This is a genomic window from Pseudomonas sp. H2_D02, assembly GCF_054677635.1.
In genome coordinates, this window is record NZ_CP162816.1 from 980,759 (window position 1) to 998,635 (window position 17,877).

Genomic DNA, 17,877 nt, shown 5'->3' on the forward strand with positions numbered 1-17,877 from the left:
TATTTTCGGGGTGGCATCTCAATGAAATTCAAGGATCTTCGGGATTTCGTGCAGCAGCTTGAACAGCGCGGCGAGTTGAAACGCATTCAGGTTCCTGTCTCTCCAGTGCTGGAGATGACGGAAATCTGCGACCGCACGCTTCGGGCCAAAGGCCCGGCGTTGCTGTTTGAAAACCCGACGGGTTATGACATTCCGGTGCTGGGCAACCTGTTTGGCACGCCGGAGCGCGTGGCCTTGGGCATGGGCGCGGAAGCCGTCAGCGAGCTGCGCGAAATCGGCAAGCTGCTGGCGTTCCTCAAGGAACCCGAGCCGCCGAAGGGCCTGAAGGACGCCTGGTCCAAACTGCCGATTTTCCGCAAGATCATTTCCATGGCGCCGAAGGTCGTCAAGGACGCGATCTGCCAGGAAGTGGTGATCGAGGACGACGATGTCGACCTGGCCATGCTGCCCGTGCAGACCTGCTGGCCAGGCGACGTAGGGCCGCTGATTACCTGGGGCCTGACCGTCACCAAAGGCCCGAACAAAGACCGCCAGAACCTGGGCATCTATCGCCAGCAGGTGATCGGCCGTAACAAGGTCATCATGCGCTGGCTGAGCCATCGGGGCGGCGCGCTGGATTACCGTGAGTGGTGTGAAAAACACCCTGGCCAGCCATTCCCGGTGTCCGTCGCCCTGGGCGCGGACCCCGCCACGATCCTCGGCGCGGTCACGCCGGTGCCCGATAGCCTTTCCGAATATGCGTTTGCCGGCCTGCTGCGCGGCAACCGTACCGAATTGGTGAAATGCCGCGGCAATGACCTGCAAGTGCCGGCCACTGCCGAGATCATCCTTGAAGGCGTGATCCACCCCGGCGAAATGGCCGATGAAGGGCCGTACGGCGACCACACCGGTTACTACAACGAGGTGGACAGCTTCCCGGTGTTCACCGTCGAGCGCATCACCCATCGCATCAAGCCGATCTACCACAGCACCTACACCGGTCGTCCGCCTGACGAGCCGGCGATTCTCGGTGTCGCGCTGAACGAAGTGTTCGTGCCGATCCTGCAAAAGCAATTCCCGGAAATCACCGATTTCTACCTGCCGCCCGAAGGTTGCTCGTACCGCATGGCCGTGGTGACCATGAAGAAGTCGTATCCGGGGCACGCCAAGCGGGTCATGTTGGGCGTCTGGTCGTTTTTACGACAATTCATGTACACCAAGTTCGTTATTGTCACTGACGACGATATCAACGCACGGGACTGGAATGACGTGATCTGGGCCATCACCACGCGCATGGACCCCAAGCGCGACACGGTGATGATCGAGAACACGCCGATCGACTACCTCGACTTCGCCTCGCCGGTGTCTGGCCTGGGGTCGAAGATGGGCCTCGATGCCACGCATAAATGGCCCGGTGAAACCACACGCGAATGGGGCCGGGTTATCGTCAAGGATGAAGCCGTTACCCAACGGATCGATGCCATCTGGAATCAGTTAGGAATAGATTGATGCGTGTAACCTTGCAGCCTTCCGGTGCGGTGCTGGAGATAGAGTCGGCCGAGCGGATACTCGATGGCGCGCGGCGCCTGGGCTACGAATGCCCACAGAGCTGCCGCAACGGCAACTGTCACGTTTGTGGCGCGTTGTTGGTGGAAGGTCGCGTGGAGCAGGCCGGTGAAGTGCGTGACCACGGTGAGGTCTTTACCTGCATCGCCGAACCTCTGGAGGACTGCGTGCTGCTGTGGGATGGCGTGCTGTCGCCGGGTGAGCTGCCGGTGCGCACTCTCGCATGCCAGGTGATCGAGTGCGCCGATGTTGGTGGCGATGTCTGGCGGGTGCGCTTGCGTGCGCCGGCGGGTAAGCCTCCGCGCTATCACGCCGGGCAATACTTGATGATCGAGCGGGAGAACGGTGAGAAGTCGGCGTTCTCCCTGGCCTCGGCGCCGCACTCGGGGCGCGACCTGCAATTGCATGTGCTGGTGCGCGAAAACAGTGCGCAAACGCTTTTGGAGCAACTGCAGCGCAACCCCAATGTGCGTATCGAGATGCCATTCGGCGACACCCATTTGTCCGAACTCCCGGATGGCCCGCTGGTTTTGATTGCCGCCGGCACCGGAATGGCGCAGATGCACAGCCTGATCGAGCACTGCCGCGCCCAAGGCTTCAAGCACCCGGTGCATCTGTATTGGGGTGTGCGGCGGCCGGAAGATTTCTATGAAATCGAACACTGGGACGAGTGGAAGAAGCTGCCAAACCTGTATCTGCACAAAGTCGTCAGCGATCTTTGTGGTTGGGAGGGGCGCTGCGGCATGCTCCACGAGGCAGTGTGCGAGGACATCAGCGATCTCTCCGGTGTCTACGTCTACGCCAGCGGCTCGCCGGCCATGATCTACGCCACGCTCGATGCGCTGGTGGAAGCCGGCATGGACGCTCATCAGATGCGCGCCGATGTGTTCGCGTATGCGCCGCGGGCTTGAGCTGTACTTATCAGCCCAGGCTCAGTTGAGCTTTTTGTGGCGAGGGGATTTATCCCCGTTGGGCTGCGCAGCAGCCCTAATGCAGTGAACTCAATCTTCCTGGCCCACTCAGTGCCTTGTTTGGGGCTGCTGCTCAGCCCAGCGGGGATAAATCCCCTCGCCACCAAAGCGGATGCCACGTTACCCATCGATATAACTTCCCATATTGCGTTTCGGTATTTAGCTGGCGGGCCAGATACCGATAACGTATATGCGGACGTAATGGCATTTAACTTGCCTTGATCCTCACAAACGTCAACGCCATGACGCTCTATTTTCCGCGAGGAGCCATCCGCTACCGGCCATGACCGCTATCGAATCCGCCATAACCTGCGCCCTGTACCCGCCCCGGCTCGAGCTGGGTGCCCAATTGACCCGTGAACAATTGCTCGCCTCGATGCGATCGACCATGAGCCTTCACCAGGGCGGCCCGGTCTGGCTGTTCGCCTACGGTTCGTTGATCTGGCGTCCGGAATGCACGGCGGTGGAGCGGATGCGTGGCCGGGTCCATGGTTATCATCGCGGCTTGTATCTATGGTCCCACGAACACCGGGGCACCCCGGAATTGCCAGGGTTGGTGTTTGGGTTGGATCGCGGCGGGTCCTGCAGCGGATTCGCCTACCGGTTGCCGGAGGAGAACCTCGAGGATTCGCTGTTCGCGTTGTGGCAGCGCGAGATGCCGGTCCCGTCCTATCGTCCGCACTGGCTGACGTGCCGTCTCGAGGATGGCAATCGGGTACAAGCCTTGGGCTTCGTGCTGGAGCGACACCTGCCCAGCTATGCCGGCAACCTGCCGGACCATGTGCTGAGCCAGGTGTTTGAAAGCGCTTGCGGGCGTTATGGCACGACTCGCGATTATGTCGAGCAGACCATCCACGCCCTGCGCAGCCACGCCATGCCAGACCGGAACCTGGAGGCGCGGCTCAAGCGCTGTCGATCAGCGCTGGATCAGGCGACCGCTTCGCGGCTCTGACTGGCGATCTGCTTGTGCCACAGGGTTGGCGCGAGGAACGCCATCGCCAGCAGGCAGGCGCCGATCAGCAGCACAAAGCCGCCGTTCCAACCAAAGTGGTCCACGGTGTAGCCCATGGCCGCACTGGCCGCGACTGAACCACCCAAATACCCGAACAGGCCGGTGAAGCCCGCAGCGGTACCCGCGGCTTTTTTCGGCGCCAGTTCCAATGCCTGCAAACCGATCAGCATCACCGGGCCGTAGATCAGGAAGCCGATGGAAACCAGGGCGATCATGTCGACGGTCGGGTTGCCGGCCGGGTTCAGCCAGTACACCAGGGTTGCCACGGTCACCAGGGCCATGAACACCATGCCGGTCAAGCCACGGTTGCCGCGGAAGATCTTGTCGGACATCCAGCCACACAACAGCGTGCCCGGGATGCCGGCCCACTCATAGAAGAAGTAGGCCCAGGAGCTTTTGTCCACGGTGAAGCCCTTGGCTTCCTTGAGGTAGGTCGGCGCCCAGTCCAGCACGCCGTAGCGCAGCAGGTAGACGAAGACGTTGGCCATGGCGATGTACCAGAGCATCTTGTTGCGCAGCACGTACTTGACGAAGATTTCCTTGGCGCTGAATTCGTTCTCGTGACTGGCGTCGTAACCTTCCGGGTAGTCGTTCTTGTATTTCTCGATCGGTGGCAGGCCAACCGATTGTGGGGTATCGCGCATGGTTGCGAAGGCAAACACCGCAACGGCGAGCGCTACGGTAGCGGGTACATAGAAAGCCGCGTGCCAGTCGTTGAACCAGGCCATGCCCAGCAGGAACAGCGGGCCGATCAGGCCGCCGCCCACGTTGTGCGCCACGTTCCACACCGAAACCACGCCACCGCGTTCCTTCTGCGACCACCAGTGCACCATGGTCCGCCCGCTTGGCGGCCAGCCCATGCCTTGGGCCCAGCCGTTGATGAACAGCAGGATGAACATGATCGTCACGCTGGAGGTCGCCCAGGGTGCGAAACCGAAAATGAACATCACCCCGGCTGATACCAGCAAGCCGAACGGCAGGAAGTAGCGCGGGTTGGAGCGGTCGGACACCAGGCCCATCAAGAACTTCGACAAGCCATAGGCGATGGCGATGGCCGACATGGCCAAGCCAAGCTGGCCACGGGTGTAGCCCTCGTCGATGAGATACGGCATCGCCAGGGAGAAGTTCTTGCGCAGCAGGTAATAACCGGCATAGCCGATGAAAATCCCGGCGAAGATCTGCCAGCGCAGGCGTCGGTAAGTGCTGTCTATTTTTTCTTCAGGCAGGGCGGCCTGATGTGCGGCAGGTCGAAAGAAAGCAAACATTCAAGAGCTCCAGGTTTTTATTGTGGTGGCGGATGCGAATGTTACAGTTTCGTTACCGAAAATAGCATCGCTCGTTGTCGCATAAAAAGCGGAAATTTCGATAGGCCATGTTCTTAAGTGAACATGTCGCGTGCGCATAAACTGACGGCGCTGTAGGAATCGTCGCAGTGGCATCTCCCGGCAGCTTTACATGACAAGAAACAGGGAAACGTCCTTCAATCGAATGGGAAGCGTCGCCATTCAATCCACGAGACACCGCCCTTACCCTTTACGTTTGTCGGTTCAGGCATTCAAACAAGGGGTCGGGTATGAGGTGGTGCGCTGTGACGTTGTGGCTGTGTCTGGCTGGCGCGAGTTGGGCGGGGGAAAGGGTGCTGGTGCCGGAGAACAATCCCAAGCCGGAGTATCCGACAGCTCTGAACCGGGCCGGGATCATGGGCGCGGTCAAGGCCAGTTTCACCGTACACACCGATGGTCGTGTGGATGAGATCACGATCCTGCACAGCGACCATCCGGAGTTTACCGAAGCGGTTCGAGGGGCGCTGGTTGAATGGCGTTTCCAGCCTTGGACGGCGGATGACGAACATTCCGCCCAAGTACGCGTCGTGGCGCCGTTCGAGTTTCGCCTGGATGACACGCCGATCGATGCCAATAAATGGATCAAGACCTGGCGATGCTCGGACATCAACGCCTATGCCAGCGACCGATTGCAGGTGCGGGACCTGCTCCCGTTCCATTACACGCGCAGCTACCTGTCCAATGTCTTCTTCGTCAGGCAGCTACCGGAAGCCGAGCGCCTGGCGCTGATCGCCCGGTTCAACCGGCTGCTGCCCTCGATCGTACAGCGCTGCGGAAGGTTTCCCGCGACGCGGTATATGAGGATGTTGCCGAAGGAGATTCGGGAGTTGCTTTAGAAATGGGCGGTAAATATCTACCGCCAAATCGGTTTGAATTTGTGGTTGGCAGGAATTACGGCGCGGTCATTGGAAAGAAAAAGGCCAGAACCCTCTATCAATGGCTCTGGCCTTTTTTAATCGGTACGGGTTCAGCGAACTTGCACAACTACCTTGCCCACAGCCTTGCGCTGCCCCAGGTCGTTGATCGCCTGCGCCGCGTTGTCCAGCGGATAAACCTGGGACACCAGCGGCTTGAGCTTGCCTTCGGCGAACCAGCCGAACAGTTGCTGGAAGTTGGCCGCGTTGTCCTGGGGCTGGCGCTGGGCGAAGGATCCCCAGAACACGCCGACCACCGAGGCGCCCTTGAGCAAGGCCAGGTTTACTGGCAGTTCGGGGATGCGGCCGCTGGCGAAACCGACCACCAGCAGACGGCCGTTCCAGGCGATAGCGCGCACGGCCTGGTCGAACAGGTCGCCGCCCACCGGGTCGTAGATCACGTCGGCGCCCCGGCCGTCGGTGAGGCGCTTGATTTCGTCCTTGAGGCTGGTTTCGGTGTAGTTGATCAGCTCGTCGGCGCCGGCGGTCTTGGCCACGGCAAGTTTTTCCGCGCTGCTGGCGGCGGCGATCACGCGAGCGCCCATGGCTTTGCCGATTTCCACTGCCGCCAGACCGACGCCGCCGGAAGCGCCAAGCACCAACAAGGTTTCACCGGGCTGGAGGTTGGCCCGCTGCTTGAGGGCGTGCATCGACGTGCCATAGGTCATGCTGAAAGCGGCAGCCGTGTTGAAATCCATGGACGAAGGAATCGGCAATACGTTGTAGGCCACAACCGCCACCTGTTCGGCGAAGCTGCCCCAGCCGGTCAGTGCCATGACCCGGTCACCTGTTTTCAGGTGGCTGACCTTTTCGCCTACTTCACGGACCACGCCCGCCGCTTCGCCACCCGGGGAAAACGGAAAGGGCGGCTTGAACTGGTATTTGCCCTCGATGATCAGCGTGTCAGGAAAATTCACCCCGGCGGCGTGCACATCCAGCAGCACTTCGTTCTTTTTCACGACGGGGCTGGCGACGTCTTCCAGCACCAGCGATTCGGCGGGACCGAATTCTTTGCACAGCACGGCTTTCATCAGGGCTATTCCTTTGGGAGTGATGGCCGATAAGTGTAGGTGTGAGAGTCAATGGGTCAACGAGCATGTCCCGCCCTGATAGCTGGCCATAAGCTTGTGCTTGGACGGCGGGTCGGTATGCTGGGCCGCAAACCGGATGAGGAGTCGAATGTGAAAGCGTGGATCATGTTGATGCTGGCCCTGTCGCTGCCAGCGGCAGTGATGGCCGAAGAGGGCAAGGAAGCCAAGGAAGGCGAGGCGCCGAAAGTCAGTTATATCACCCTGAGCCCTCCCTTCGTGGGGAATTATGGGCTGGACGGTACAGCCAAACTGAAGGTCTACAAGGCCGACGTCGCCCTGCGCGTAACCGGTGACGCCGCCGCTGCAGCGGTGAAGGCTAACGAGCCGTTGATTCGCAACCAGTTGGTGGCGCTGTTCGCCCAGCAGACGACCGAGACGATGAACAACCTCGAGGCCAAGGAGAAGCTGCGTCAGGAAGCGTTGAAGCAGACCCAGCAGGTGATGAATGACGAGACCGGCAAGCCGATGGTTGAGGATTTGTTGTTCAATAACCTGATCATTCAATAAGCCGCCTCGATCGCAGCCTTGGGCCGTGCCCGGATCTCCTGGCGCTGGCCAAGGCTGCTTTTTTTCGTCAAGACGCCAGGCTTTTCCGAAACCGGGCCAGGGCGATTGCAAAGAACAAAAGCCCGATGATCGCCAGCGCCAGCAGGTCCGGCCAAATCACGCCAGGGCCGGCATCTCGGAACAGGATCGCCGCGCTGAGGCTGACGAAATGCGTCGACGGCGAGCCCTGCATCACCCATTGCAACCACTGCGGCATGCTGTCCAGCGGCGTACTGCCGCCTGACAACAGCAGCATTGGGATGATGACCGGGATCGCCAGCAAGCCGAATTGCGGCGTCGAACGGGCCAGGGTGGCGAGGAAGATGCCCAGCGATGTGCTGGCGAACAGATAGAGTGCGGTCACCAGCAGGAAGAGCACCATGGAGCCAGCAAGCGGTACTCCCAGTGCGAATTTGACGATGATTTCCAGCGATGCCCAGGTGCACAGCACCACCACCAGCAGGTTGCTCCAGATTTTCGCCAGCATGATTTCCAATGCCGTCAGCGGCAGCACCAGCAAATGGTCGAGAGTGCCATGCTCACGTTCGCGTAGCAGCGCGGTCCCGGTGAGAATGATGGCCAGGATGGTGATGTTGTTGACGATCTGGATCACCGCCAGGAACCAGCCACCTTCAAGGTTGGTATTGAACAGCGAGCGGGTGGTCAGCCTCACGGGCGTTCGCTCGCTCGTTTCTGCCTGACCGGCGTAGGCCGCCAATTCCTGCTGGAAAATCCGCCCGATGTAGCCGGCACCCATGAACGCCTGGCTCATGGCCGTGGCGTCGACGTTGAGTTGCAGGGTTGGTTCGCGTCCTGCGAGCAGGTCGGCCTGGAAGTTGGCGGGCACGTTGATGACGAAGGTGAAGCGGCCACTGTCCATGACCTTGTCCAGGTCGGCATAGGGCAAGGCCACCGGGCTCTGGAATTCCGGAGGCTGCAGGACCTGGGCCAGTTCACGCGAGAGTTGGCTCTGGTCTTCGTCCACTATGGCGACACTGGCATGGTGGACGCCGACCACTGAACCGGCGGCCGGCATGTAGATCGCCACCGTGAAGGCGTAGCCCAGGAACAGCAGCAGGACGGAGTCATAGCGCAGGCTGGTCAGTTCCTTTAGCCCGAGACGCCAGATATGTGAAAGCGTGTGCATCAGGCCTCCTGCTTTTTCAGCATGATCAGGCTGAGTCCGGTGAAACCGAGGAAAAAACCGCATAACGCCAGGCATTGTGGCCAGAGCTGGCGCAGGTCCAGGGCCTTGGTGAAGGTACCGACGGCGATATCCAGGAAGTACCCGGCGGGAAACAACTGGCCCATCACCGAGGCTGCACCTTCCAGGGACGAGCGCGGCACGATCAGTCCGGAAAACTGAATGGTCGGCAGGCTGGTGATAATCATGGTGCCGAGGATCGCCGCGATCTGGGTGCGTGTGAATGCCGAGATCAGCAGCCCCATGCTGGTGGTCGCCAGTACATAGAGCAGGCCGCCCAACGCCAGCGTCACGCCGCTGCCCTTGAATGGCACGCCGAACAGCCAGCGGTTCATGGCAGTCAGCAGGGCCAGGTTAATCAGGCTGACGACCAGGTAGGGAACCTGTTTACCTAGCAGGAATTCCAGTCGGGTCAGCGGCGTGGCATAGAAATTGGTGATCGAACCCAGTTCCTTCTCCCGCACGATACCCAGCGCAGTCAACATGGCAGGAATGAATGCCAGGATCAGCGCCATGACCCCGGGGCCGATAGCGTTGACGCTGACCACGTCCTGGTTATAACGAAAGCGCGTCTCCAGCGTCGCGCCGGGTTGCCGGGCCAGCGCGCGACTGCTCGATTCAGCCAATTGCTCAAGGTTAGCCGCGTGGACGGCCTGGACATAGTTGCGACTGGTCTCGGCCCGAAACGGTATGCCGCCATCCAGCCAGGCGCCCACGGTTGGCTGACGGCCAGCGTAAAGGTCACGGCCGAAACCGGGTGGTATTTCCAGGGCGAGCTTGATCTCGGAGCGCTGCAAGCGTCGGTGCAGCTCCTTTGCGTCACGGATGATTGGCTGCTCCTCGAAGTAGCGTGAGCTGCGGAACGCTTCCAGGTACGTGCGACTTTGCGGGCTCTGGTCTTGGTCATACACAGCGAAGGCCAGTTTTTCTACATCGAGGGAAATACCGAAGCCGAAGACCACCATCATGAACAGGGCCCCCAGCAGGGCGAAGGCCATCCGTACTTTGTCGCGCAGCAGCTCCTTACCTTCACGGCTGGCGACAGCCCATAGGCGACCTAGGCTCAAGCCGCGCTGGTCCCGGGGTGTGTCGGCGCTGTCGAGGGCCACTGGGGCGGGGTCCTGCTGCGTCTCGCCCTGGGCTCTTTCCAGGCAAGTGACAAACGCGGCTTCCAGCGTCGGGCCGTTGAATTGCGCCTGTAAAGCCGTCGGCGTATCACAGGCCAATACTTTGCCGCACGTGCATCAATGAAATGCGGTCACAGCGCTGGGCCTCGTTCATGAAGTGCGTGGAAAGGAAAATCGTCACGCCCTGCTCGCGAGACAGCTCGACCAATAGCCGCCAGAAATCATCCCGCGCCGCCGGATCGACACCTGAGGTCGGCTCATCGAGGATCAGGACTTCCGGGCGATGCAACACCGCCACCGCCAGGGACAAACGCTGGCGAAGGCCCAGTGGCAGCGCGCCGGAAGGTTGGTCCGCCAGCGCCCGGAGATTGAAGCGCTGGATCAACTCATCGATGCGCTGGCGACTGTCCGCCGTGGGCAGGTCGAACAGCTTCGCGTGCAGCGTCAGGTTCTGGCGCACGCTCAGTTCGCCGTACAGCGAAAAGCTCTGGGACATGAAACCCACTCGCTTGCGGGTGGCCAGGTCCTTGGCGTCGACCGGGTTGCCCAGCAGCTTGGCACTGCCTTCGCTGGCGGGGATCAGCCCGGTCAGCACCTTCATGGTGGTGGTCTTGCCGCAACCGTTGGAGCCCAGGAACCCAAAGATTTCACCGCGGCCAATCGCGAAGCTGACGTTATCGACGGCAGTAAAATCGCCGAAGCGCAAGGTGAGGTCGTGGGCTTGGATGGCAATGTCGGTGGTGTTGGCGTTCCTCGCAGGGATCAGCAACGGTTCGGTGTCGCGACCACGGTTGCCCTGGAAGTGGGTGAAAGCCGAGTCGAGCTTGCCATCCGGGGTGATCTTTGCCAGCTCTGCGCTCAAGCCCTTGGCGATCAAGCGACCGTTGTCGAGCATCAGGCAATGTTCGAATTGTTCGGCCTCTTCCATGTACGCCGTGGCGACCAGCAGGGTCAGTTGCGGCCGTTGTCGGCGCACGCCTTCTATCAGTTCCCAGAAGCGCCGCCGGGACAGCGGGTCCACGCCGGTGGTGGGTTCGTCGAGAATCAGCAGGTCCGGTTCATGGATCAGCGCGCAACACAGGCCGAGCTTCTGTTTCATGCCGCCGGACAGTTTGCCCGCCGGACGGTCGGCAAAAAGTTGCAGGTCGGTGGCCAGTAGCAAGGTATTCATGCGTTGGTCGCATTCGGTCCGCGATAACCCGAACAGCGTGCCGAAAAACCGAATGTTCTCGCGTATCGACAGATCAGGGTAAAGGTTGCCTCCCAGCCCTTGAGGCATGAAGGCAATGCGTCGATAGAGCGTATTGCGATGGCGTCGATCATTGATCGATGCACCCAGCACGTCCAGTTTGCCGTGCTGAAGTTTTTTTACCCCGGCGATCAACCCCAGCAGGCTTGACTTGCCTGCGCCGTCCGGGCCGATCAGGCCGCAGCGAGTGCCGGCGGGCAGGCTAAAGGTGATATCGCTCAACGCCGCGTGCTGGCCGTAGCGATGCTCAATGCCCGAGGCGTGCAATGCTTCGCTGGGGGCGATGCTCATTGCAAGTTGGCCGGCCAATCAATGGGGGCGGTTCGCACATAGCCGGCGCCGGGCATGCCGGGTTTGGCCTGGGGCACTTCGCCGGGACGGGTCAGGCGCACTTTGACGCGGAATACCAGTTTCTGGCGTTCATCGCGGGTTTCGACTTCTTTCGGGGTGAACTGGGACTTGGCCGCGACGAAACTGACCTTCGCTCGGCAGCGGTCGCTCGGGCAGGGCGTCCAGCAGCAGTCGTGCCTCATCGCCCACTGCCAGTTTCCCGACCACCGACGCCGGCAGGTAGAGGTTCATGTATTGATCGTTCGGGTCGATCATCAACAACACTCGACCGCCGGCGCCCAGCACTTCACCGGGCTCGGCCAGGCGCAACTGGATCACGCCGTCGAGCGGTGCCCGCAACGTGCTGTCATCTATTTCGCTGGTGAGCTGGGCCACTTGGGCCAGGGTCGCGCCGATGGCCGCATTGGCGGCCGATTCCTGGGCCCGGGCGGCGTTGACCGCTGCATTGGCGGTGTCGACGCGGGCTTGCTGCTGATCGATGACCTGGCCGCTGGCGTAACCGCGCTTGAACAGTTCCTGGGTTCGCTTGAGTTCCTGATGGGCGAGCAATTGTTCGCTCTGGCGAAACTGTACATTGGCCTGGGTGGCGGCCAGATTTTGCCGGGCACGTAAGACTTCGGCCTCGGCCTGGTTGCGCTGGGCCTCCAGGGTCCGGGTGTCCATGCGTGCCAGCACTTGGCCCTTGATGACGCTATCGCCCTCATCGACATGGACTTCGGCCAGGCGCCCGGGCGTCTTGCTGGCGATCTGGACTTCGGTGGCCTCGAGGCGACCGTTGCCCAGGCTCAAACCGTCCGGCAGGCGATCATGGCGCGACTTCCAGTAGCCGAAACCGCCGGCAGCCAGCAACACAGCCATCAAGGCGAGGGCAAAAAAGCGAGAGGTACGATGGTTCGTCGACATGTCCGGCATCCTGCTGCTGTAGCGTCGAAGTCTGCAGCATCAATAACCGGCTCAGCTTGATGTCCATCAACTCATCGCTAGTCAGCGCAGCGCAAGCACCGCCGCCCACTGTTCGGCTGTCACCGGCATCACCGACAGCCGCGAGCCTTTCTGTACCAGCGGCATTTCCGCCAGGTCGGCCTGTTGCTTGAGATAGTCAAGCTTGAGTACGCGGGCGAATGTCTCGACATGGGCGACATCAATGGCCGTCCAGGGATTTTTTTCCGGGCTGGCCTTGGGGTCGAAATAGTGGCTGTCAGGCTCCAGGGCAGTAGGGTCTGGGTAGGCAGCCTGGATGATTTTGCCGATCCCGGCGATGCCTGGCTCGGGACAGCTGGAATGGTAGAAAAAGAACGTATCGCCCACCGCCATGGCCCGCAGGAAATTGCGCGCCTGATAGTTGCGAACGCCGTCCCAGCGCGCTTGGCCGAGCTTTTCCAAGCCCTGGATGGACAATTCGTCGGGCTCGGATTTCATCAGCCAATGGGCCATGATTTCTACTCCTGGGCGATGTGGAAAAAAATAGTTCAGCGATTTTATGACAAACCGACAGTCGGTTGACGCCAGAGTTTGCGTGTGGGTCCGGGTTGCCGCAAAATGCCGGCCTTCCAAGCTTGACGCTGCTGCACGGCCAATAAGAAAACCGCTGCTGTCATCGTGTGTGATATGCCTTGAGGGGGGCAATCGATGAAACGCAAACCGGATTTGTTGTGGATACTGGTCATTCTGTTTGGCCTGGGTGTCGTGACCACGGGTTACGCCCAAAGCCTTTGGGCCAACAAGACCGATGCGCCGGTGGAAATCACCCAGCCTGCACAATCGCTCAAGCGCTGAGCCCGCTTTCCAGGCGCCGCTGATCACCGCGGCGTCTATCCCGCGATATACCATCGCTTGTCGCTGACCGTTCCTTGCAGCGGCACGTCCCAGCTTGCCTGTGCCAATCGTTCGACTTTCTGGCATTCATGGGCCAGCCCCAACAGCGTCGGCTTGCGCCACTGTCTACGTCGTGCCAGGTACGCCAGGCTGCGGTCATAAAAGCCGCCGCCCATGCCCAGTCGACCTCCGGCGTCATCGAATCCCACCAACGGCAACAACACCAGGTCCAGGGCCCAGACCTTGCGCTGCCGGGCGATGTTCTGGCGCGGTTCCGGGATACGAAAGCGGTTGGGCTGCATTTTTTCGCCGGCGTGAATGCGCTGGAACACCATCTTGGTCTGCGGCCAGGGGCTCAGTACCGGCAAGTAGGTCGACTTGCCTCGACGCTGGGCCGCGCGCAGCAGCAGGCGCGGGTCGATCTCGCCGTCGTTGGGCAGGTAAAGCGCAATGTGCTTCGCGCGGCGAAACAGTGGATGCTGGGCCAGTTGCCTGTAGAGCCCGCGGGCCGCTTCCCGCTGCTGGGCCGGCGTCAGGGCACGACGGGCCTGGCGCAGCAGGCGTCGGAGTTGCGGGCGAGGCAGCAGCGCAGGTTCTGTCATATCGAGGCTTCACGAGGCGGTGTCATCACCACAGCGTAACCGCAAATGATCAGGCCAGAAATGGCGAAAGCAGAAACGACAATGCCAGTCATGATGACTGGCATTGTGTCGAGAATCAGGCTCCCCGGATGAACCGCTGTCGGCTTAGCCCTTGAACCCGAAAGTTCAAGGTGGAAGTTGCAGGAGGCGTTAAGGCTTTCCGTCAAGCGGACATGCACACCGGCCCCAACGTGCAACCCCCGTGGTTGTGCGTATCGGCTCAGGGACATCACCAACTGGCAAGCACCCCAGGGAGTGTCGCAAGTATACCCCAGGCAGCCTCGCGAATCAGCCCTTGCTGACGTCCGGATCAGTGGCCAGTACCAAATCCACCCGTTCCAGCAGGTCGCGCACCTGTTCGCGGGTCGAGCCGCTGACCTGTAGGTCGGGCGTATCCTGGCGGTGTAGCAGGTCGTGAGTGATGTTCAAGGCGGCCATCACGGCGATGCGGTCGGCGCCGATGACTTTGCCGCTGCTGCGGATCTCGCGCATCTTGCCGTCCAGGTAACGGGCGGCGCTCACCAGGTTGCTGCGCTCTTCCTGGGGGCAGATGATCGAATATTCTTTATCGAGGATCTGCACGGTGACGCTATTGCTTGAACTCATGAGTCTTGCTCCAGGGCCTTGAGGCGCGAAATCATCGATTCGACCTTACGCCGGGCGATTTCGTTTTTTTCAATGAGGTGCGCGCGTTCCTCGCGCCAGGTTTTTTCCTGAGCTAATAAGAGTCCGTTTTGGCTCTTAAGTTGCTCGACCCGTTCAATTAGCAGCTCGAGTCTGGCCATCAGCGCTTGCAGGTCGGTATCTTCCATTGTGTCCACTGAGGATTGTGTCTGATGGGGAATAAGGGTCGCACAGCCTTTAATGGTCTTGGCGAGTCTGTCGATGTAGGATACAAGGCCTCCATTCTAGACATAGCGCCGTCTGGCGCCTAGCTGCCCATGCCCATTCAGAATTCCCCGTATCAAGCATTCGCCACCCTGCTGAGCACCAGCGGTCATCCTGTCTCGCCTGCCGAACTGCATGGCTTGCTGCTCGGTCGCAGCTGTGCCGGCGCCGGTTTCGACGCCGATGGCTGGCTGGCCGACGCCGCCGAGATGCTCGAAGGCGAGCCTGCCGACAACGTGCGCAACGCGCTCATCGGCCTGCAGGAAATGGTCAAGGGTGAGTTGACCAGCGATGACATGACCGTCGTCCTGCTCCTGCCGACCGACGATGCGCCGTTGAGCGAACGCGCCGCCGCGCTGGGCCAGTGGTGCCAGGGCTTCCTCGCCGGTTTCGGCCTGACCCGCCGCGAATACACCCTGAGCGATGAAGCCAAGGAAGTGCTGCAAGATCTGGCGGCCATCTCTCAGGTCCAGGATGCCCTGGAAGAATCCGACGACGGCGAAAGCGACTATATGGAAGTGATGGAATATCTTCGGGTCGCGCCACTGCTACTGTTTACCGAGACCAAGAAAACCGCTGAGCCGGCTGCCAAGCCATCCTTGCACTGATCGCTTGAAAGGGAACACCGTCTGCCCATGATTCATATCCCGAAATCGGAATACAGTCGTCGCCGCAAGGCCTTGATGGCGCAGATGGAACCCAACAGCATCGCAATCCTGCCCGCCGCCGCCGTTGCTATCCGCAACCGCGACGTCGAGCATGTCTATCGCCAGGACAGCGATTTCCAGTACCTCAGCGGCTTTCCCGAGCCGCAGGCGGTCATTGTGCTGATGCCCGGCCGGGCCCATGGCGAGTACGTCCTCTTCTGCCGCGAACGCAACGCCGAGCGTGAGCTATGGGATGGACTGCGCGCCGGCCAGGAGGGCGCAATTCGAGACTACGGCGCCGACGACGCATTTCCCATCACCGATATCGACGACATCCTGCCGGGCCTGATCGAAGGTCGCGACCGGGTGTACTCGGCCATGGGCAGCAACCCTGAATTCGACCGGCACCTGATGGAGTGGATCAATGTGATCCGTTCCAAGGCCAACCTCGGCGCCCAGCCGCCGAACGAATTCGTTGCCCTGGATCATCTGCTTCACGACATGCGCCTGTATAAATCGGCAGCGGAAGTGAAAGTGATGCGCGAAGCGGCCCGGATTTCGACCCGGGCGCATATACGGGCGATGCAGGCGGCTCGGCCCGGGCTGTATGAGTTCAGCCTGGAAGCCGAGCTCGATTACGAATTCCGCAAGGGCGGCGCAAAAATGCCGGCCTACGGCTCCATCGTCGCGGCGGGGCGCAACAGCTGCATCCTGCACTACCAGCAGAACGACGCGCTGCTTAAGGACGGCGACCTGGTGTTGATCGATGCCGGTTGTGAGATCGATTGCTACGCCAGCGACATCACCCGTACCTGGCCGGTCAGCGGCAAGTTTTCGCCCGAGCAGAAGGCGATCTACGAAGTGGTGCTGGCCGCCCAGGAAGCGGCGTTCGCTGAAATCGCGCCGGATAAACACTGGAACCAGGCCCATGAAGCGACGGTCCGGGTCATCACCGAAGGGTTGGTGCGCCTGGGCTTGCTTGAGGGCGACGTGGATGAGCTGATTGCCAGCGAAGCCTACCGGGCGTTCTACATGCATCGCGCCGGCCATTGGCTGGGCATGGATGTGCATGATGTGGGCGAATACCGCGTCGGTGGCGAATGGCGGGTATTGGAAGCAGGCATGACGTTGACGGTGGAGCCGGGAATTTATATCTCGCCGGACAACCGCAACGTAGCGAAAAAATGGCGCGGCATTGGCGTGCGCATCGAGGATGACGTGGTAGTGACCAAGACCGGTTGTGAAATCCTGACCCGTGGCTTGCCCAGGACGGTCGCCGATATCGAGGCCCTGATGGCCGCTGCACGGACCCAGGCGGCATGAGCCGGGTCAATGTGGCAATCGTCGGCGGCGGCCTGGTCGGCGCGAGCCTTGCGCTGGCGTTGCAGGCCGGTGCAAAGGCGCGGGGCTGGAAGATCATGCTGATCGAGCCCTTTGCACCTGGCGACACCTGGCAGCCGAGCTATGACGCGCGGTCCTCGGCGCTTTCATTCGGCGCCCGGCAGATCTATCAACGCTTGGGCCTGTGGCAGGAGATTTCCCGCCGCGCCGAGCCGATCAAGCAGATCCACGTGTCCGATCGCGGGCGGTTTTCCACGGCGCGGCTGTCCGCGATGGAAGAGGGCGTGCCGGCCCTCGGCTATGTCGTGGAAAACGCTTGGCTCGGCCAGTGCCTGTGGCAGGGCTTGGATCCGGAGGTCGTCAGTTGGCGCTGTCCGGCGCAGGTCACTCGGATGGAGCCGCAAGTCGAGGGTTATCGCCTGACCCTCGACGACGAAACCGTCCTCGAGTGCGACCTGGCGGTGCTTGCCGACGGCGGTCGTTCCGGCCTGCGGGAGCAGTTGGGGGTCGGTGTGCGCAACCGACCTTATGACCAGAGCGCGTTGATCGCCAACATCACGCCGGGCGAAGCCCATAACGGCATGGCGTTCGAACGGTTTACCGATGACGGTCCGATGGCCCTGTTGCCGCTCCCGGAGAATCGCTGTGCGTTGGTCTGGACCCGGCAGGGGATGGATGCGCAACGCCTGGCGGCATTGGACGAGCGCAGCTTCCTCAGTGAACTGCAGGAGGTGTTTGGCTATCGGTTGGGCGCGCTCAAGCAGGTCGGCGCGCGGCATCTTTACCCCTTGGCGCTGGTGGAGGCTGAAGAACAGGTCCGTCCGCACTTGGTGATCCTGGGCAATGCCGCCCATAGCCTGCATCCGATCGCCGGACAGGGGTTCAACTTGTCCCTGCGCGATGCGCAAGCCCTGGCCGATGCCTTGCTGGAAAGCGACAGCACGCCTGGCGATTTCGCCGTGCTGCAGGCCTATCGTGAGCGCCAGCGGATGGATCAGGCCCTGACCGTGGGATTCTCGGACCAGGTGACACGCTTGTTCGCCAGCGATCTGCCGTTGGTGTCCGTGGGACGCAATCTGGGCCTGTTGGGCCTTGATCTGTTGCCGCCGGCCAAACGCTGGTTCGCTCGCCAGGCCATGGGCCTGGGAACCCGTCCCGATGCGTGAGCCGGGGTATTTTTTTCACGGGCGGC

Annotated in this window: 16 protein-coding genes, 1 other RNA gene and 2 pseudogenes; 9 read left to right on the plus strand and 10 right to left on the minus strand. The window is 61.2% G+C overall.

Annotated features, from left to right (window positions below; genetic code table 11):
* The first annotated feature begins 21 nt into the window (after positions 1-21).
* The 3 genes from ubiD (at position 22) to AB4N42_RS04415 (ending at position 3,468) form a co-directional block, all read left to right on the plus strand.
* On the plus strand, positions 22-1,488 hold the full coding sequence (gene ubiD, locus AB4N42_RS04405) for a 4-hydroxy-3-polyprenylbenzoate decarboxylase (RefSeq protein WP_460115907.1): 1,467 nt from the start codon (positions 22-24) through the stop codon (positions 1,486-1,488).
* Complete coding sequence (locus tag AB4N42_RS04410; RefSeq protein ID WP_217860601.1) at positions 1,488-2,456, plus strand: CDP-6-deoxy-delta-3,4-glucoseen reductase; 969 nt, start codon at positions 1,488-1,490, stop codon at positions 2,454-2,456. Before ubiD ends, AB4N42_RS04410 begins: the two co-directional genes overlap by 1 nt.
* A 343-nt stretch (positions 2,457-2,799) precedes the next feature.
* Entirely contained in the window at positions 2,800-3,468 is a 669-nt protein-coding gene (locus AB4N42_RS04415; protein WP_217862117.1) for a gamma-glutamylcyclotransferase, read from the plus strand.
* Here the strand turns inward: AB4N42_RS04415 and glpT are convergent.
* The gene (gene glpT / locus AB4N42_RS04420) at positions 3,444-4,793 is read right to left on the minus strand and encodes a glycerol-3-phosphate transporter (RefSeq protein ID WP_030138135.1); all 1,350 of its coding nucleotides are present in this window, start codon (positions 4,791-4,793) and stop codon (positions 3,444-3,446) included. The genes AB4N42_RS04415 and glpT overlap by 25 nt on opposite strands.
* A 308-nt stretch (positions 4,794-5,101) precedes the next feature.
* Between glpT and AB4N42_RS04425 the strand changes: the two genes are divergently transcribed.
* A complete protein-coding gene (locus AB4N42_RS04425) occupies positions 5,102-5,707 on the plus strand; it encodes an energy transducer TonB (protein WP_198797514.1) in 606 nt (201 codons plus the stop codon).
* Positions 5,708-5,838: 131 nt separating this feature from the next.
* On the opposite strand, the gene AB4N42_RS04430 is transcribed toward AB4N42_RS04425, so the two are convergent.
* On the minus strand, positions 5,839-6,816 hold the full coding sequence (locus AB4N42_RS04430; RefSeq protein WP_198797513.1) for an NADPH:quinone oxidoreductase family protein: 978 nt from the start codon (positions 6,814-6,816) through the stop codon (positions 5,839-5,841).
* Positions 6,817-6,966: 150 nt separating this feature from the next.
* Here AB4N42_RS04430 and AB4N42_RS04435 point away from each other — a divergent pair, with 150 nt between their 5' ends.
* Positions 6,967-7,383, plus strand: a complete 417-nt coding sequence (locus AB4N42_RS04435) for a flagellar basal body-associated protein FliL (RefSeq protein WP_030138132.1) — start codon at positions 6,967-6,969, stop codon at positions 7,381-7,383.
* 67 nt (positions 7,384-7,450) lie between these two features.
* Here the strand turns inward: AB4N42_RS04435 and AB4N42_RS04440 are convergent, their stop codons facing one another.
* The 4 genes and pseudogenes from AB4N42_RS04440 to AB4N42_RS04455 form a co-directional block, all read right to left on the minus strand.
* A complete protein-coding gene (locus AB4N42_RS04440; protein ID WP_030138131.1) occupies positions 7,451-8,569 on the minus strand; it encodes an ABC transporter permease in 1,119 nt (372 codons plus the stop codon).
* Positions 8,569-11,293: pseudogene (rbbA, locus tag AB4N42_RS04445) on the minus strand (ribosome-associated ATPase/putative transporter RbbA). The gene AB4N42_RS04440 and the pseudogene rbbA overlap by 1 nt, the downstream one beginning before the upstream one ends.
* Positions 11,290-12,256: pseudogene (locus AB4N42_RS04450) on the minus strand (HlyD family secretion protein). Before AB4N42_RS04450 ends, rbbA begins: the two co-directional pseudogenes overlap by 4 nt.
* Before the next feature lie 81 nt (positions 12,257-12,337).
* Entirely contained in the window at positions 12,338-12,787 is a 450-nt protein-coding gene (locus AB4N42_RS04455; RefSeq protein ID WP_258648501.1) for an EVE domain-containing protein, read from the minus strand.
* Between the two features lie 195 nt (positions 12,788-12,982).
* On the opposite strand from AB4N42_RS04455, the gene AB4N42_RS04460 reads away from it, so the two are divergent.
* Complete coding sequence (locus tag AB4N42_RS04460) at positions 12,983-13,129, plus strand: hypothetical protein (RefSeq protein WP_085987032.1); 147 nt, start codon at positions 12,983-12,985, stop codon at positions 13,127-13,129.
* A gap of 35 nt (positions 13,130-13,164) precedes the next feature.
* Here the strand turns inward: AB4N42_RS04460 and AB4N42_RS04465 are convergent, their stop codons facing one another.
* From AB4N42_RS04465 to AB4N42_RS04480, 4 genes are all read right to left on the minus strand, one after another.
* The gene (locus AB4N42_RS04465; protein ID WP_198797510.1) at positions 13,165-13,770 is read right to left on the minus strand and encodes a 5-formyltetrahydrofolate cyclo-ligase; all 606 of its coding nucleotides are present in this window, start codon (positions 13,768-13,770) and stop codon (positions 13,165-13,167) included.
* A gap of 117 nt (positions 13,771-13,887) precedes the next feature.
* A non-coding RNA gene (gene ssrS / locus AB4N42_RS04470) (6S RNA) lies at positions 13,888-14,067 on the minus strand.
* 30 nt (positions 14,068-14,097) lie between these two features.
* Complete coding sequence (locus AB4N42_RS04475) at positions 14,098-14,415, minus strand: cell division protein ZapA (protein WP_030138126.1); 318 nt, start codon at positions 14,413-14,415, stop codon at positions 14,098-14,100.
* Positions 14,412-14,621: a TIGR02449 family protein gene (locus AB4N42_RS04480; RefSeq protein WP_030138125.1), complete on the minus strand. Its 210-nt coding sequence runs from the start codon at positions 14,619-14,621 to the stop codon at positions 14,412-14,414. The genes AB4N42_RS04475 and AB4N42_RS04480 overlap by 4 nt, the downstream gene beginning before the upstream one ends.
* A gap of 129 nt (positions 14,622-14,750) precedes the next feature.
* On the opposite strand from AB4N42_RS04480, the gene AB4N42_RS04485 reads away from it, so the two are divergent.
* Genes AB4N42_RS04485 through ubiH form a run of 3 tightly spaced genes read left to right on the plus strand, consistent with a single transcriptional unit; the run spans position 14,751 to position 17,851 of the window.
* Positions 14,751-15,305, plus strand: coding sequence for a YecA/YgfB family protein (locus tag AB4N42_RS04485; protein ID WP_030138124.1), 555 nt, complete (start codon positions 14,751-14,753; stop codon positions 15,303-15,305).
* Positions 15,306-15,332: 27 nt separating this feature from the next.
* Positions 15,333-16,667, plus strand: a complete 1,335-nt coding sequence (gene pepP, locus AB4N42_RS04490) for a Xaa-Pro aminopeptidase (protein ID WP_217860596.1) — start codon at positions 15,333-15,335, stop codon at positions 16,665-16,667.
* Positions 16,664-17,851: a 2-octaprenyl-6-methoxyphenyl hydroxylase gene (gene ubiH, locus AB4N42_RS04495; protein ID WP_198797508.1), complete on the plus strand. Its 1,188-nt coding sequence runs from the start codon at positions 16,664-16,666 to the stop codon at positions 17,849-17,851. The genes pepP and ubiH overlap by 4 nt, the downstream gene beginning before the upstream one ends.
* The last annotated feature ends 26 nt before the right edge of the window (positions 17,852-17,877 follow it).

Bases quoted from the DNA above. Each gene is read 5' to 3' on its own strand.
- ubiD (WP_460115907.1), top strand. From the start codon at position 22: ATGAAATTCAAGGATCTTCGGGATTTCGTGCAGCAGCTTGAACAGCGC.
- AB4N42_RS04465 (WP_198797510.1), bottom strand. From the start codon at position 13,770: ATGACAGAACCTGCGCTGCTGCCTCGCCCGCAACTCCGACGCCTGCTG.
- AB4N42_RS04460 (WP_085987032.1), top strand. From the start codon at position 12,983: ATGAAACGCAAACCGGATTTGTTGTGGATACTGGTCATTCTGTTTGGC.
- AB4N42_RS04455 (WP_258648501.1), bottom strand. From the start codon at position 12,787: ATGGCCCATTGGCTGATGAAATCCGAGCCCGACGAATTGTCCATCCAG.
- AB4N42_RS04425 (WP_198797514.1), top strand. From the start codon at position 5,102: ATGAGGTGGTGCGCTGTGACGTTGTGGCTGTGTCTGGCTGGCGCGAGT.
- pepP (WP_217860596.1), top strand. From the start codon at position 15,333: ATGATTCATATCCCGAAATCGGAATACAGTCGTCGCCGCAAGGCCTTG.
- AB4N42_RS04480 (WP_030138125.1), bottom strand. From the start codon at position 14,621: ATGGAAGATACCGACCTGCAAGCGCTGATGGCCAGACTCGAGCTGCTA.
- AB4N42_RS04415 (WP_217862117.1), top strand. From the start codon at position 2,800: ATGACCGCTATCGAATCCGCCATAACCTGCGCCCTGTACCCGCCCCGG.
- AB4N42_RS04485 (WP_030138124.1), top strand. From the start codon at position 14,751: ATGCCCATTCAGAATTCCCCGTATCAAGCATTCGCCACCCTGCTGAGC.
- AB4N42_RS04440 (WP_030138131.1), bottom strand. From the start codon at position 8,569: ATGCACACGCTTTCACATATCTGGCGTCTCGGGCTAAAGGAACTGACC.
- ubiH (WP_198797508.1), top strand. From the start codon at position 16,664: ATGAGCCGGGTCAATGTGGCAATCGTCGGCGGCGGCCTGGTCGGCGCG.
- AB4N42_RS04430 (WP_198797513.1), bottom strand. From the start codon at position 6,816: ATGAAAGCCGTGCTGTGCAAAGAATTCGGTCCCGCCGAATCGCTGGTG.
- glpT (WP_030138135.1), bottom strand. From the start codon at position 4,793: ATGTTTGCTTTCTTTCGACCTGCCGCACATCAGGCCGCCCTGCCTGAA.
- AB4N42_RS04475 (WP_030138126.1), bottom strand. From the start codon at position 14,415: ATGAGTTCAAGCAATAGCGTCACCGTGCAGATCCTCGATAAAGAATAT.
- AB4N42_RS04410 (WP_217860601.1), top strand. From the start codon at position 1,488: ATGCGTGTAACCTTGCAGCCTTCCGGTGCGGTGCTGGAGATAGAGTCG.